Here is an 18,294-nt window from a genome sequence, read left to right on the forward strand (position 1 = left end):
GCAGGGGTTGCCCGTGGTTATCAGAACAGGCCAGATTTAACCGACGAGAAATTTGTCGCCGATCCGTTCAGCGAACAGCCGGATGCCCGCATGTATAAAACGGGCGATCTGGGGCGCTGGCTGCCAGATGGCGCCATTGAATATCTGGGACGCAACGATTTTCAGGTCAAAATACGCGGCTTCCGCATTGAGTTAGGAGAAATTGAGGCCAGATTGGTGCAATGCCACGGTGTGCATGAAGCGATTATCGTTGCCCGTGAAGTGCTTTCACATCATGAAGAAATAGCGAGTGAAAAACATCTTGTTGCTTATGTGATCCCCCAATTCGGTACTAAACTGATTCCGGCGACACTGCGCCAGCAGCTCACACAGCATCTTGCCGACTATATGATACCCAGCGCCTTTGTCACGCTCGACGCCTTCCCGCTGACACCCGGTGGTAAGATCGACCGTCAGGCACTGCCGGCACCAGATCAGGCAGCTGCCGTGACGCGCGGCTATGAAGCGCCAGCCAATGACATAGAAATAGCACTGGCTGAAATTTGGCAAGGGTTATTGAGGCTGGAACAGGTAGGGCGCTATGACCACTTCTTTGAACTCGGCGGACATTCCCTGCTCGCTGTCCAACTTGCCGCGAGTATACGTCAGAAGCTGGCGCTGGAACTGCCCTTACAGCAACTCTTTACTCACCCTGTTCTGGCCGATCTGGCTACCGAGCTCACCGGCGCGTCAGGGGTCGCTCAAACGGTCATTCCTGCCGCCAATCGCCATCAGCCTCTGCCGCTCTCTTTCGCCCAGCAGCGCCTGTGGTTCCTTTCCCAGCTCGATTCCGCTGCCAGTCTGGCCTACCATATTCCGGCGATTCTGCGTCTCAGTGGACAACTCAACCACTCCGCATTCACTGCCGCACTCGATCGGGTCGTCGCCCGACAAGAAAGCCTGCGCACCCATTTTGTCCTAGTGGATGAACAGCCTTGCCAGCAAATCGACGCTGCGGATATCGGTTTTCCCTTGACCAACCAAGATCTACGCTCAAAGGATGGCTCCGCTCAACAGTGCCAGATTGCCGAACTGGCTGAACGCGACATGCAAACCCCCTTTGATTTAGTGCACGGCCCATTGATCCGCGGTCAATTGCTGCAACTGGCTGACGAAGAGCATGTGTTGATCCTCACCCAGCATCACATTATTTCCGATGGTTGGTCGGTAGGGATATTGATCCGCGAATTTGGCGCACTCTACCGTGCAGCGCTTGAAGGGCAGGATGATCCTTTACCGTCCCTGCCCATTCAGTACGCTGACTATGCCGTATGGCAACGGGATTGGTTACTGGGAGACGTCTTGGATGCACAGCGTGATTTCTGGCGGGAGCAACTTCAAGGTGCGCCGGCGCTGCTGACACTGCCGACAGACCGACCACGTCCCTCGGTACAGCGTTACGCCGGCAGTGAAGTTCCCGTTCACTTTGATGCTGACTTATTGACTGCCCTCAAGGCGCTCGGACAGCACCAAGGCACAACTTTATTCATGACCCTGCTGGCCGCTTGGGGGATTGTGCTTGCCCGCCTGAGTGGACAGGACGATATCGTTATCGGCACCCCTGTCGCTAACCGTCCAAGAAATGAATTTGAGGGACTGATTGGCTTTTTCGTTAATACCCTGCCTTTACGTGTTGAACTGGGGCATGGCAATGCCATGACGGAAATTACCGTGGCAGACGTGCTCACCCAAGTCCGTGAACGGGCGCTGGCAGCCTATGTTCATCAAGATCTGCCTTTTGAACAGTTGGTGGAAACCCTGCAACCTGAGCGCAGCCTGAGCTACAGTCCAATCTTTCAGGTTATGCTGGCTTTGGATAATACGCCAACCCAGAACCTTGAATTACCCGATTTGTCCGTCTCTTTAGTGGAGCAGGAACACCGCAGCGCGCACTTTGACCTGACGCTGGCACTCTCCGAAACCGAGGATGGACTCAGTGGCTCTCTGGAATATGCCTCAGATCTGTTCGACCATGCGACGGTTGAACGCATGGTGGGTTATTTACGGAATGTGCTGGTGGCCATGGTCAGCGATGCCACCCAATCCATTGAGAATCTGCCGATGCTGCCAGCTTCGGAGCGCCAGCAACTGCTGATTGATTTCAACGCCACTCGAGCCGATTTTCCGCAGGATGCGTTGATTCATCAACTATTCGAAGCACAGGTACAACGCAATCCCGATGCCATCGCCTTGGTCTTCGAGGAACAATCGCTGAGTTATAACGAACTGAACCGCCGTGCCAATCGCTTGGCGCATCATCTGATTGCGCTGGGCGTGCGTCCGGATGATCGCGTGGCGATTTGTGCCGAACGCAGTCCGGACATGGTGGTGGGGTTACTCGCTATCCTCAAGGCCGGGGGTGCCTATGTGCCGCTTGACCCGACCTATCCGGGCGAACGTCTGACCTATATGCTCAATGACGCGGCACCGGTAGTTTTACTCACCCAAACCGCCCGGATCGATACGCTGGTCAGTGCCATACCCACCCTGCCTATTTTGGTACTGGATGCCTGCGAGCCAGAGACAGAGATCCAACCCACCCACAATCCAGACCCACAGACGCGGGGGCTGACGTCACGCCATCTGGCTTATGTGATCTACACCTCAGGGTCTACCGGGCAGCCCAAAGGCGTCATGGTTGAGCACCGGAATGTCCTTCGTCTTATCATCAATAATGGTTTCGCCGATATTGGCCCCGATGACTGTGTTGCCCATTGCTCCAATGTTTCATTCGACGCCGCCACGTGGGAAGTCTGGTCAGCGTTGGTTCATGGGGCCCGAATCCTGTTGTTGCCGGAAAAAGCCTTACTGGAAGCCACGGCGTTCGGTCAGCGTTTATTATCGGAAGGCGTCAGTGCGCTATTCCTCACCACCGCGCTGTTCAATCAATACGCGAGTCTGCTCGCCTCGTCATTATCGGGTTTACGCTATGTTCTCTTCGGCGGTGAACAAGCCGATACCCGCCCCGTGATTAAATTGAGGACAGAGAATCCGCCCAAACACTTGTTGCAGGTGTATGGCCCAACGGAAACAACGACATTTGCCACCGTCTATGAAGTTCCGTTAACTGATGGCCACAGTGGGAAAATTCCTATCGGTCATCCGATTGCCAACACCCAGATTTATATTCTGGATACTCAAGGCCAGCCCGTTCCCCTCGGCGTGACCGGTGAAATTTATATTGCCGGCGACGGCGTCGCCCGCGGCTACCTGAACCGCCCGGAACTCACCGCTGAACGTTTCCTCGCCGATCCTTTCGTCACCGATCCAGAAGCCCGCATGTACAAAACGGGTGACCTCGGTCGCTGGCTGCCGGACGGCAATATTGAATACCTCGGCCGCAACGATTTTCAGGTCAAGCTGCGCGGCTTCCGAATTGAACTCGGAGAAATCGAAACCCGCCTCAGCCAATGCCACGGTGTACGTGAGGCGCTGGTTCTGGCCCGCGAAGACGAACCCGGCCACAAGCGCTTGGTGGCTTACCTGCTGCCTCAGGAGGGGATTGAGCTGGTGCCGGCAGCCCTGCGTCAAGAGCTCGCTCAACACCTCACCGAATATATGCTGCCCAGCGCCTTTGTCACGCTCGACGCCTTCCCGCTCACCCCCAACGGCAAACTTAACCGTCAGGCATTGCCAGCGCCAGATCAAGCGTCGGTGGTCATGCGCGGCTATGAAGCGCCGTCCAATGAAAGGGAAATGGCGGTGGCCGAGATCTGGCAAGCGTTATTAGGGTTGGAAAAAGTAGGCCGTTATGACCATTTCTTTGAGCTAGGCGGACATTCACTGATGGTGGTCAGCCTGCTCGAACGGCTGCGCGGTCAAGGTTGGGTTCTTGATATCCGTACCGTATTCGCCGCCTCCGTGCTGGCCGATATGGCGAAAGCGATGCTGACAACTCAAGACAACACAAACGAGTTCATCGTGCCGCCCAATCGCATTCCTGACGACTGTACCGCCATTACGCCTGACATGCTGCCTCTGGTATCCCTGTCGCAAAGTGAGATTGATGCCATCACCACCGTCGTCTCCGGTGGCGCCGCCAATATTCAGGATATCTACCCGCTGGCACCGCTACAGGAAGGTATTCTGTTCCATTACCTGCTGCAAACACAGGGCGATACTTATCTGTTATGCAGCCTGTTCGCGTTCGACACCCGTGGGCATCTCAATGCCTTCTTGGCTGCCTTGCAACAGGTCATTGACCGCCACGATATTCTGCGCACCGCAGCCTACTGGCAGGGACTGGCCCAGCCAGTGCAAGTCGTCTATCGTCATGCACCGCTGCCGGTTATCGAACACACGCTGTCAGAAGACGAAAACGCCGAAGCACAATTACGCCATCTCACCGACCCTCACACGGTAAGAATGGATATTACCCAAGGGCCATTGCTGGCAGCGCATATTGCTCAGGATCCTGAATCAGGACAATGGGTGCTTTCCTTGCTGCACCACCATTTAGTTTGCGACCATATGTCTCTGGAGATGATATCCAATGAAGTGAAGGCGCTGCTCTTGGGAGAAGGTGACAGTCTGCCTGCTCCACTGCCTTACCGTAATTTCATCGCCCAAGCCCTCAGTGTACCGATAGAAGCTCACCAGGCCTATTTCCAGAAACTGTTAGGGGACGTGGAAGAACCAACCCTGCCGTTTGGATTACACGATGTACAGAGCCGCAGTCATGATGAAGATCAGCATAATGAAATAGCGGAAGATGTTCTCACCCTTGATAGCGATTTAGCCCGCAATCTGCGTGATTGTGCCCGTCAACAAGGCATGAGTGCGGCGGTATTGTTCCATGTCGCATGGGCACAAGTTCTGGCCCGATGCAGTGGACGGGACGATGTCGTGTTCGGTACGGTTCTGCTCGGACGTTTACAAGGTGGCGTCGGTGCTTCCGAAGTGCTCGGTATGTTTATCAATACCCTGCCTATCCGCGTTCAGCTGAAGGAACGTACCGTTCAGCAGGCAGTACAGGAAACCTATCAGCAACTTAGTGAATTATTGGATCACGAACAGGCCCCCCTCGCCGTTGCCCAGCGTTGCAGTGGCATTCAGGCACCGCTGCCGCTGTTTAGCAGCCTGCTCAACTTCCGCCATAGCTCAAGTAACGAAACGCAGTCTTCATTGCAGGCTTGGGAAGGCATGCGGATACTTAGTGGTGAAGAACGCAGTAACTATCCTCTGTCGCTGGATGTGGACGATCTTGAAGTCGGATTTTCCCTCACTGCCCAATGCAATCAGCAGATCGATCCGGCGCGTCTGAACGCCTATATGGAAATAGCGTTGAAAGAGATTGTGTCAGCGCTGCAACATGCGCCACAACAGCCGATTGCAGCGATCGATATCCTGCCACTGGCAGAGCGTAACCAACTATTGAGGGAATTTAACGATACTGAGCTGGACTATCCGCAGGATCAGCTGATTCATCAACTGTTCGAGCAGCAAGTGGCACGGACACCGGATGCCATCGCACTGGTGTTTGGCGAGAACCAATTGAGTTACGCAGAGCTGAACCGCCGCGCCAACCAACTGGCACACAGCCTGATTGCCTTTGGCGTGCGTCCCGATGATCACGTGGCCCTGTGTGTCGAACGCAGTCTGGATATGATCATTGCCATGTTGGGTATTCTCAAGGCAGGGACAAACTATGTTCCGCTTGATCCAGAATATCCCATTGATCGGCTGAACTATCAGTTATCGGACAGCAAGCCCGTGTTATTGCTGACCCAGCAGCATCTACAGGTGCGCTTGCCGCTACAGAACGTGTCCGTCTGGTTATTGGACGATGGCACTTATCTGGATAGCATGGCACAACAACCTGCGCATAATCCTGACCCCGAACAGTTAGGGCTTCTGCCTCACCACTTGGCCTATATCATTTACACCTCCGGTTCAACGGGACAGCCTAAAGGCGTCATGATTGAGCACCGCAATGTGGTGAGCTTTATCCATGCCCAACATCAGATCAGCCAGCCTCAGCCTGAGGATCGCGTTCTGCAATTTGCGACTATGGCATTTGATACCTCAGTGTCCGATATTTTCCCAACGCTGGCCGCGGGAGCAACGTTAGTCTTGCGCCCTGCCCATATTCGCGTACCGGATTCTGAATTTATCGATTTCCTGCATCAGCAGAAGATCACCATCATAGATGTGCCGACGGCCTTCTGGCATCACTGGGTACAGGAAATGAAAGCGGCTCGCACTGGTTTCAGCCCCAACCTGCATACGGTCATTGTCGGTGGAGAGAAAGCGGAATCCCATCATCTGGTGGATTGGCAATCTCTGCCAGAGACCCAATCCTGCCGCTGGATAAATTCCTATGGCCCAACTGAAACCACGGTTACAGCCACGAACTTGATTCTGGATGACCGTTCATACCCTATCACCGGCGCTATTCCGATTGGTTATCCGAACGCCAATGCCCAAATCTATATTCTGGACTCCCTGGGTCATCCGGCCCCTCTCGGTGTGAGTGGGGAAATCTACATTGCTGGCTCAGGTGTTGCACGAGGTTATCTGAATCAACCAGAACTGACGACAGAGCGCTTCATTCGCGATCCTTTCAGTGAAAATCCCAACACCCGCATGTACAAAACCGGTGATTTGGGACTCTGGCGGACAGACGGCACGATTGAATATCTGGGACGCAATGATTTTCAGGTCAAGATCCGCGGCTTCCGGATTGAACCGGGAGAAATCGAAACGCAATTGCTCGCCTGTTCTGATGTCAGGGAAGCGCTGGTCGTGGCTCGTGAAGAAGATAACGGTGACAAACGGCTGGTGGCATATGTCATACCACAGCCCGACACGACACCGGATACCGAGAATCTGCGTGAACAGCTCAATGCCCATCTGGCCAGCTACATGATACCCAACGCATTTGTCATGCTGGAATCTTTCCCACTAACCGCCAGCGGAAAAGTGGATCGCAAAGCGTTGCCAGCACCCGATCGTGCAGCCATCTCCAGCCGTCAATACGAGGCGCCCGAAGGAGAAATCGAACAGCAGATTGCTGTCATCCTACAGACTCTACTGAAACTAGAGCAGGTAGGCCGCCATGACAGCTTCTTTGATTTAGGTGGAAATTCTCTGTCAATCATCCAGTTAATGACCAGACTGCGTGATGAATTCCATCTTGAAGTCTCAATCACAGACATATTTGCTCATTCAACGCTTTCTGGACTCGCTGAACTTATCGGGTCAAGACAAATTGAAACCTTTTTCGCACAAGAAGATATCGAGTCGCTGCAAAAAGAATTGGAGAATTTGTCTGAAGATGAACTGCTTGCACTGCTAAACGGAGACAATTAATTAAATGAGTAACAACGAACAGACCCTGCTTAAATTAAGACAAGCAGTGCTCCAGAAAAAAATTAAAGAACGCATCCAGCATAGTCAGATTGGGGAAAAGATCCAGATTGTGCCGAGAAACGCTGATCAGCAAATGCTGCCCCTATCTTGGGCACAACAGCGCCTGTGGTTTTTGGCGCAGTTAGATGCAGCAGCACAGACGGCATACCATATTCCTGGCGGCCTGCGTCTGCAAGGCCATCTGAATCTGGACGCCCTGCAATCTGCGCTGGACAAAATTGTCGTTCGTCATGAAATTCTGCGTACCACCATCAAGATGGTCGGAGGCCAGGCCCAGCAATTCATTGGCGAACCAAATTCTGGTTTCTCTTTGGCTATGGAAGATATTAGCCACCTGCCTACGGCAGAGCAGCAAACGACTGTCGAAGAAATATCTCAACGTGAAACCAGCCAGCCTTTCGATTTTGCACAAGGCCCCCTGATCAGGGGCCGACTACTTCGGCTAGCGGAAAATGAGCATATTCTACTATTAACTCAGCATCACATTATTTCCGATGGCTGGTCGCTCAATATCCTGATGCATGAGCTTGCCACTCTTTATCACGCATTCAGCGAAGGACAGAATGATCCCCTGCCTGCCCTGACTCTCCAGTATGCCGACTACGCCCTTTGGCAGCGGCAGTGGTTACAGGGCGAAGTGCTGGAAAAACAAGTGAATTTCTGGCGTGATGCCTTGCAGGGCGCGCCAGCACTGTTGGAACTGCCCACTGATAGACCCCGTCCAGAAAAACAAAGTTACACTGGGGGACGTCTCGATATCGTCCTGTCACCAGAATTAAGTGCCGGATTAAAAGCCCTCAGCCAACGTCACGGGACAACGTTATTTATGACTCTGATGGCAGGATGGGCAACGTTGCTTTCCCGCCTCAGTGGACAGACAGATTTAGTGATAGGCACACCCGTAGCCAATCGGCAACACCGTGAATTGGAGCCGCTGATCGGTTTCTTTGTCAATACATTGGCTCTGCGGGTTCAGTTGGATGACAATCCCAGTGTCAGCAATTTGCTGGCACGGGTCAGAAGCCATGCCCTGAAAGCCTATACACACCAAGATCTGCCATTCGAACAACTGGTCGAAACACTGAAACCTCCGCGCAGTCTCAGCCATAGCCCTATTTTCCAAGTAATGATGTCAGTGGATAATACGCCGGGACAGCAGAATATCGAATTGCCGGATGCCACGATCAGTGAAATCAATCCCGCCGAAAACAGCTCGCATTTCGATCTGTCACTCTCCATGAATGATACCGAAGACGGCTTAGTGGGTGATTTGGAATATTCCAGCGACCTATTCGATCGTGCCAGCGTTGAGCGCATCGCCAGTTACCTACAAACCCTGCTGACTGCAATGGTTGAGGATGACTCGCAGCAAGTAGAAGATTTGCCGCTATTGCAACCGCAGCAACGCACTCAAGTCTTGATGGATTTCAATGATACCGCCTTCCCACATCCACAAACGTTGCTGATCCACCAGCTATTTGAGCAACAAGTGGAGCGGACACCGGATGCTACCGCGCTGGTATTTGGCGAGAGCCAACTAAGTTATGCCGGGCTGAACCACCATGCCAACCAACTGGCTCACCAACTGATAGCGTCCGGTGTGCGTCCTGATGATCGCATCGCGATCTGCGCCGACCGCAGTCTGGATATGATCATTGGCATGTACGCTATCCTCAAGGCGGGGGCGGGTTATATCCCGCTCGACCCAGAATACCCGACCGAACGGCTGGCCTATCAATTGTCGGACAGCAACCCCGTGTTATTGCTGACTCAACAGCATTTACAGGCCCGTTTGCCCATACAAGATGTGAACGTCTGGCTGCTGGATGATGAAAATAATCGGGAGAGCGTGGCGCAACAGCCGTCCCATAACCCTGACACCCACCAGTTAGGACTTGAGCCGCACCATCTGGCCTATATCATCTATACCTCCGGCTCGACCGGAATGCCCAAAGGCGTGATGCTGGAACACCGCAACGTAGTGAACTTTATTCATGCCCAACAGCAAACCAGCGAACCAAAGCCGGGTGATCGCATCCTGCAATTTGCCACCGTGGCGTTTGATACTTCGGTATCTGATATTTTCCCCACCCTTGCATCGGGCGCTACGCTGGTTCTGCGACCGCCCCATATCAGAATACCGGATATCACTTTTGTCGCTTTCTTGCGCGAACAGAAGATCACCATCATGGATATGCCGACCGCTTTCTGGCATCACTGGGTACAGGAGATGATGGCAGGTCGCAGCGGTTTCAGTCCTTACCTGCGCACCATTATCGTTGGCGGTGAGAAAGCGGAATATCGCCATTTAATCAATTGGCTGTCCAGCCCCGAAACACAATCCTGCCGTTGGATCAATTCCTATGGCCCGACCGAAACAACAGTTATTGCCACCACATTGACCTTGAATGGATTAAACGTGAATGGTCAGGAATCACCTGAGCTGGCGGGTTCGGTTCCGATTGGCTATCCACTGCCCAATACCCGTATTTATATTTTGGATACGCACGGTCAGCCAGTGCCTGTCGGCGTCAGTGGCGAAATCCACATTGCCGGTGCCGGGGTTGCCCGTGGTTATCTGAACCGACCCGATCTGACGGCAGAGAAATTTGTTTCTGATCCGTTCAGCGAACAGACTGATGCCCGTATGTATAAGACCGGCGACCTGGGACACTGGCTGCCAAACGGCATGATTGAGTATATGGGACGCAACGATTTTCAGGTCAAGATACGCGGATTCCGTATTGAACTGGGGGAAATTGAGACGCAATTGGTGGCCTGTGAGGGCGTCAGCGATGCCGTGGTTATCGCCCGCGAAGAAGGAACCGGTGACAAGCGCCTGATCGCCTACGTGATCCCACAAACCGGCATCACGCTCACACCGGCAAGTCTACACGAACAACTGAGCACCCGCCTGATGGAGTATATGCTCCCCAGCGCGTTTGTCATGCTGGACGCCTTCCCGCTCTCCGCCAACGGGAAGTTAGACCGCAAGGCATTGCCAGCCCCAGATCATACTGCCACCGTCAGCCGCGGGTACGAAGCCCCGCAAGGCGAAATCGAGCAAACATTGGCGGCAGTCTGGCAGTCCCTGTTGGACTTGGAGCAGGTCGGACGCCATGACAATTTCTTTGAACTGGGCGGGCATTCACTGCTGGTAGTCAGCCTGATAGAACAACTGCGTCAGCAAGGTCTGTCCATTGATGTCAGCGCGGTATTCTCTGCACCAACGCTGGTGGCGATGAGTGCCCTCATCCGTCAGAATACCGATCAAGCAGCCACCGCACAGGACATTTTGCCTAATTTGATCCATGAAGACAGCCTCGTTATTACGCCAGATATGCTGCCACTGGTGGAATTGACACAAGGCCAGATTGACCAAATTGTTGCACACGTTACGGACGGTATCTCCAATATTCAGGATATCTACCCATTGGGGCCATTGCAGGAAGGCATTCTGTTCCACCATTTGCTGGAAACGAAAGGTGATCTCTATCTGGATAACCATTTAATGGTTTTTGACAGCCGGACACGATTGGCGGGTTTCCTACAGGCACTCCAGCAAGTGATCGACCGACACGATATCTTACGCAGCGCCATGCACTGGAACGAACTCCTTAAACCTGTTCAGGTCGTCTATCGCCGTGCGCCGCTGCCGATTATTGAACTCACGCTGTCAGCGGAAGAAAGTGCTGAAACACAATTACGCCGTCTCACCGATACGCGTGCTGTACGGATGGATATCACCAAAGCACCACTGTTGGCGGCCCATATCGCCAAAGATCCCGCTTCTGACCAATGGCTACTCTCTTTGCTGTATCACCACTTAGTTTGCGACCACATTTCACTGGATATGATATTAGGTGAAATACAATCGCTGCTTTTGGGAGAAAGTGACAACCTGCCAACGCCGCTGCCTTACCGTAATTTCATCGCCCAGATCCGCAATGTGCCGCTGGAAGCTCACCAAACCTACTTCCGCGAACTATTGGGTGATGTGGAAGAACCGACCCTGCCCTTTGGCTTACTTGACGTACAGGGCGGCAACCTCAATGAGATAGTGGAAAATATCTTCACGCTGGATAACGAACTGTCCCACAATCTACGCGACTGTGCCCGCCAACGGGGAATGAGCGCAGCCGTACTGTTCCACGTGGCTTGGGCGCAAGTATTGGCCCGGTGCAGCGGGCGGGACGATGTGGTGTTCGGCACGGTTCTGCTGGGACGACTACAGGGCGGAGTCGGCGCTTCCGAAGTGCTCGGCATGTTTATCAATACCCTGCCTGTCCGCGTTCGGTTACAAGCACGTAGCGTTAAGCAGGCGGTACAGGAAACTTATCAACAGCTAAGCGCCCTGCTGGAACATGAACAGGCACCGCTGGCCGTAGCCCAACGTTGCAGTGGTATTCAGGCACCACTGCCGCTGTTTAATAGCTTGTTCAACTTCCGCCATAGTCCGCGTGAAGATGAACAATTAGCGTCACTGGCTTGGGAAGGTATTCAAGAGCTAGAAGGTGAAGAACGCAGTAACTATCCCCTGTCACTGGACATAGATGATTTCGACGACGGATTTTCGCTTACTGCACAATGCAGTCAGCAAATTAATCCGGCTCGTATCAATGCCTATATGAACGCCGCCCTGACAGGGATTGTGGCAGCACTGCAACACGCGCCTGAGCAAACAATTGAAGGGATCGATATTCTGTCACTGGCAGAGCGCAGCCAATTGCTGGAAACCTTCAACGATACTGCCATAGCCTATCCACAAGATGTCTTGATCCACCAACTGTTCGAACAACAGGCAGAGCAGACGCCTGAAGCCATTGCGCTGGTATTTGGCGAGAGCCAACTGAGTTATGCTGAACTGAATCGGCACGCCAACCAACTGGCACATCAACTGATTGAATCCGGCATACGTCCCGATGATCGAGTCGCCATTTGTGTCGATCGCAGTCTGGATATGATCATTGGCATGTACGGTATTCTTAAGGCCGGTGCGGGCTATGTTCCGCTCGATCCAGAATATCCTGCTGAACGTCTGGCCTATCAGTTGTCAGACAGCAAGCCCTTGTTATTGCTGACTCAACAGCATTTGCAGGCCCGTTTACCCATACAAGATGTGAACGTCTGGCTGCTGGATGATGAAAATAATCGGGTGAGCGTGGCACAACAGCCGACCCATAACCCTGACGCCCATCAGTTAGGGCTTGAACCGCACCATCTGGCCTATATCATCTATACCTCCGGCTCGACCGGAATGCCCAAAGGTGTGATGCTGGAACATCGCAATGTCATGAACTTTATCCATGTCCAGCGCCAGACCAGTGAACCCCAATTGGGTGATCGCATCCTGCAATTTGCGACTGTCGCGTTTGATACTTCGGTATCTGATATTTTCCCCACCCTTGCATCAGGTGCCACACTGGTTCTGCGTCCGCCCCATGTCCTGATACCGGATACGACATTTGTCGCTTTCTTGCGGGAACAGAAGATCACCATCATGGATATGCCGACCGCTTTCTGGCATCACTGGGTACAGGAGATGATGGCAGGTCGCAGTGGTTTCAGCCCCTATCTGCACACGATTATTGTTGGCGGCGAGAAAGCGGAACACCGCCATTTAATGGGCTGGCTGGCCAGCCCAGAGACACAATCCTGCCGCTGGATAAACTCCTATGGCCCCACTGAAACGACTGTCATTGCCACGACATTAACGATCAATGACAAACATTCTCCGCATATCACCGACAATATTCCGATTGGCCGCCCGCTGCCCAATACCCGTATCTATATTTTGGATACCTTTGATCAGCCTGTTCCTGTCGGCGTGAGTGGCGAAATTCATATCGGTGGTGCCGGTGTCGCCCGTGGTTACCTGAACCGACCCGATCTGACAGCAGAAAAATTTGTCACCGATCCGTTCAGCCCATTCAACGAAAAATCCGGCGCCCGTATGTATAAAACCGGTGATTTGGGACGCTGGTTGCCGGATGGCACCATTGAATATCTGGGACGCAATGACTTCCAGGTCAAGCTGCGTGGCTTCCGCATTGAACTGGGAGAAATTGAGGCACAACTGGCAGCTTGTGAAGGTGTCAGCGATGCGGTGGTTATCGCCCGCGAAGAAGGAACCGGTGACAAGCGCCTGATCGCCTACGTGATCCCACAAACCGGCATCACGCTCACACCGGCAAGTCTACGCGAACAACTGAGCACCCGCCTGATGGAATATATGCTCCCCAGCGCGTTTGTCATGCTGGACGCCTTTCCGCTCTCCGCCAACGGAAAGTTAGACCGCAAGGCTTTGCCAGCCCCAGATCATACTGCCACCGTCAGCCGCGGGTACGAAGCCCCGCAAGGCGAAATCGAGCAAACATTGGCGGCAGTCTGGCAGTCCCTGTTGGACTTGGAGCAGGTCGGACGCCATGACAATTTCTTTGAACTGGGTGGGCATTCACTGCTGGTAGTCAGCCTGATCGAACAACTGCGTCAGCAAGGTCTGTCCATTGATGTCAGCGCCGTATTCTCCGCACCGACTCTGGCCGCCATGGGCGCTCGTTTAAACCAGAATAGTGATCAGGATACCGAAGCGATGACCATTCCGCCTAATATGATCCGCGAAGATAGCCAGATCATTACCCCGGATATGCTGCCACTGGTGGAGTTGACACAGGTACAGATTGACCAAGTTATTGCCCGCGTACCGGGCGGCATCGCCAACGTTCAGGATATCTACCCGCTGGGGCCGTTGCAGGAAGGCATTCTGTTCCATCATTTACTGGAAGAAGAAGGCGACACCTACCTCGAAAACATTCTGATGAACTTTAACAGTCGGACACGACTGGACAGTTTCTTGCTGGCTCTCCAGCAAGTTATTGACAGGCACGATATTCAGCGCAGCGCCTTCCATTGGCAGGAACTGCCTACACCGGTGCAGGTCGTTTACCGCCATGCACCGTTGCCGATTACTGAGCTTACGCTGTCAGCGGGAGAAAGTACCGAATCCCAATTACAACGTCTTATTGACCCTGACACGATCCGGTTAAATATCTCCCAAGCCCCATTATTGGCAGCCCACATAGCCAAAGATCCCGATTCTGATCTGTGGTGGCTGAGTTTGCTGCATCATCATCTGGTCTGTGACCATCTGTCACTGGAAATCATTTTCAGTGAAATACAGGCTCTGCTCACAGGCGAGGCAGACAGTCTGTCCGCCCCCGTTCCTTACCGCAATTTTATTGCCCAGACTCGCAAAGTGCCGATTGAAGTACACAAGGCCTATTTCCAGCAGTTATTGGGCGATGTGGAAGAGCCGACCCTGCCCTTTGAGCTATTGGATGTACAGGGAAGCAACCGCGGTGAACACAATGAAATAGTGGAAGATATCTTCACACTGGATAGCGGGTTGGCACAGCAGATCCGTGATTGCGCCCGTCAACAGGGCATCAGTTCAGCGGTTCTGTTCCATGTTGCTTGGGCACAGGTTTTGGCGCAATGCTGCGGCCGTGATGATGTGGTATTCGGTACGGTTCTGATGGGGCGTTTACAGGGCGGAGCCGGTGCTTCCCAAGTGCTCGGCATGTTTATCAATACCCTGCCTGTCCGTATTCAATTACAGGGACGCACCGTTAAACAAGCAATACAGGAAACCTATCAGCACTTGAGCGAATTGTTGGATCATGAACAGACACCACTGGCGATCGCTCAACGTTGCAGTGGCATTCAGACATCATTGCCACTGTTTAACAGCCTGCTCAACTTCCGCCATAGCCCGCGTGATAATGAGCAATCCAGTTCACCCGCCTGGGAAGGCATTCAAGAACTGGAAAGTGAAGAACGCAGTAACTATCCCCTGTCACTGGACGTAGACGATTTTGATGATGGATTTGCACTCACGGCACAATGCAGCCAGCAAGTTAACCCTGTGCGCATCAATGCTTATGTCAACGCGGCACTGAAAGGCATTGTGGCGGCACTGCAAAATGCTCCTGAGCAATCAATCCAATCAATCGATATCCTGCCACTGACAGAACGTACTCAATTATTGGAAGTGTTTAACGACACCGCGCTGGACTATCCGCAGGATATGTTGATCCATCAACTGTTCGAACAACAGGCAGAACGTACACCGGATGCCACTGCACTGGTATTTGGTAATACACAATTGAGTTATGCGGAACTGAATCGCCACGCCAACCAACTGGCACACCAACTGATTGCGGCGGGCATACGCCCGGATGATCGTATCGCTGTCTGTGCTGATCGCAGTCTGGATATGATCATTGGCATGTACGGTATTCTCAAGGCCGGAGCGGGCTATGTTCCGCTTGACCCAGAATACCCCGTCGATCGATTGGCCTATCAGTTATCGGACAGCAAGCCTGTGTTACTGCTGACTCAACAGCATTTACAGGCCCGCTTGCCCATACAGGATATAAATGTCTGGCTGCTGGATGATGCAACTCATCGGGATAATGTGGCGAAGCAGCCTGAGCATAATCCTGACGCCCACCAAATGGGGCTTCTGCCACATCATCTGGCCTATATCATCTATACTTCTGGCTCAACGGGGCAGCCAAAAGGCGTCATGCTGGAACATCGCAATGTGGTGAACTTTATCCATGTGCAACACAAGACCAGTGAACCGCAGCCCGGGGATCGCATCCTGCAATTTGCCACCGTAGCGTTTGACACCTCGGTGTCTGATATTTTCCCAACCCTCGCCTCAGGCGCTACCTTAGTTCTGCGTCCTACTCATCTTCGCGTACCGGATTCAGAGTTTGTCGCCCTGTTGAATGATCAGCAAATCACCATCATGGATATGCCGACCGCCTTCTGGCATCAATGGGTGCAGGAGATGATGGCGGGACGCAGTGGTTTTGGCCAGCATCTGCGCACCGTGATTGTCGGCGGTGAGAAAGCAGAGCTACGCCATTTACTGAGTTGGCAGTCGATGCCGGAAACTCAATCTTGCCGTTGGATCAACTCCTATGGCCCGACCGAGACAACGGTTATTGCGACAACATTAAAACTGGATGGTAAACCATCGTCTGATATCACCGATAACATTCCGATTGGATATCCACTGCCCAATACCCGCATTTATATTCTGGATGCACTTGGTAAGCCTGTTCCTCTGGGTGTGGGCGGGGAAATCCATATTGGTGGCGCGGGTGTTGCCCGTGGTTATCTGAACCGACCCGATTTGACAGCAGAGAAATTTGTTTCTGATCCGTTCAGCGAACAGCCAGACGCAGGCATGTACAAAACCGGTGATCTGGGGCGCTGGCTGCCCAATGGCATGATTGAATATCTGGGACGCAATGACTTTCAGGTCAAACTGCGCGGTTTCCGCATTGAACTGGGTGAGATAGAGACGCGTCTGGTGCAATGTCAGGGAGTGCTTGAAGCTATCGTTCTGGTTCGCGAAACAACGCCAGATGATAAACGCCTGGTCGCCTATGTTCAGCCTCAGCCCGGCATCAAACTCGTCCCCAGCGAACTGCGCCAACAGCTTGCACAGCACCTCGCGGACTATATGCTGCCTAGCGCATTCGTGATACTTGATGCTTTTCCGCTCACTTCGAATGGCAAGATCGACCGTCAGGCATTCCCTGCTCCCGACCAGTCCGCCATCGTGGCACGTGGTTATGAAGCACCACAAGGCGAGGTAGAAACAACACTGGCACAGATTTGGCAAGATCTCTTGGGATTGGAGCGTGTCAGCCGTCATGACCATTTCTTCGAATTGGGGGGGCATTCGCTGCTCATTCTAAAAGCCTGCTCTTTGGCAGTAGAAAAGTTTGGGCTTGATCAAAAAATGATGTCAGGTTTGATGACGTTTACGACTATTAAAGAACAGGCCCGCATCATTGAAGGCCGTGATAATACCTATGTTGGCGCTATGGTCGGTTTGTCACAGAACACCAAGACAACGCCGCTGTTCTTTGCACCGGGAGCCGGAGGACATGTGCTCTATTTGCGAGAACTGGCGACAGAACTGGAGGGAATTTATTCAGTTTGGGGAATGCAGTCTCCAGAATTAAATGGGCATAACGCTCCCCTACAGAGCCTTGAAGCGATGGCCAGTGTGATGATCGATGATCTTAAAAAGGTTCAGCCAAACGGCCCTTACCGCTTGGGCGGGCACTCTTTCGGTGGTTGGCTCGCGTTTGAAATGACCCGCCAGCTTGTCCAGCAAGGAGAAGACATTGCTTTATTGGCTTTAGTCGATAGCGAATCTCCTCTTGAGAGCCTAACTGAAAAGGTCGAATCAGAATGGTCTGACAACCGCTGGCTCGCAGAGTTCGGCAATGTGCTTGCCGCGCTAGAGGGAGCAGAAGAGAACTTCACTGAAGAAGAGTTTCAATCCATGACAGAAGAAGAGCAAATCGATAACTTGCGCCTCCGCCTGATTGAAGAGGAACTCTTGCCACCTCAGCTTGAAGCTCAGGAAATCGCGACCTACGTCAGTGTCTTCAAGGCTCACTCTTTGGCGACTTATCAGCCGCAAGGGCACTATTCAGGCGCTATCCACTTGTTCTTGGCGAGCGATAACCAAGCGCAAGAGGAACAAGGTATTTCTGTCGAGAATGTTACCGATGGATGGGAAACCTTAGTGACCGGAGAAGTGGTACAAAAAAGTTTATCCGGTGACCATATCTCCATCATGCGTCCTCCTTTCGTTCAGGAGTTGGCATCTGCCATTGCCAGTGTGGATAAGTTGGCATAGATAAATATAGATATGAGTTAATTTCGCGGTAAATTGTAAACAAGGGAGCAGCCAATATGGCTGCCCTATCCGCTGACAAACCTCATTTTAAAGAGGCTGGGATTGATAATTCAACCGATACATAGACTATTCCCCCAGAGCACTCTTCAAAC

Annotated in this window: 2 protein-coding genes; both read left to right on the forward strand. The window is 52.8% G+C overall.

Annotated features, from left to right (window positions below):
* The coding region (locus H8A87_RS07890; protein WP_198689433.1) for a non-ribosomal peptide synthetase at window positions 1-7,350 on the forward strand (7,350 nt) is incomplete at its 5' end.
* Window positions 7,351-7,354: 4 nt separating this feature from the next.
* A complete protein-coding gene (locus H8A87_RS07895; protein WP_198689434.1) occupies window positions 7,355-18,142 on the forward strand; it encodes a non-ribosomal peptide synthetase in 10,788 nt (3,595 codons plus the stop codon).
* The last annotated feature ends 152 nt before the right edge of the window (window positions 18,143-18,294 follow it).

It is taken from the genome of Xenorhabdus lircayensis (assembly GCF_016306625.1).
GTDB classification, from domain to species: Bacteria; Pseudomonadota; Gammaproteobacteria; order Enterobacterales; family Enterobacteriaceae; genus Xenorhabdus; species Xenorhabdus lircayensis.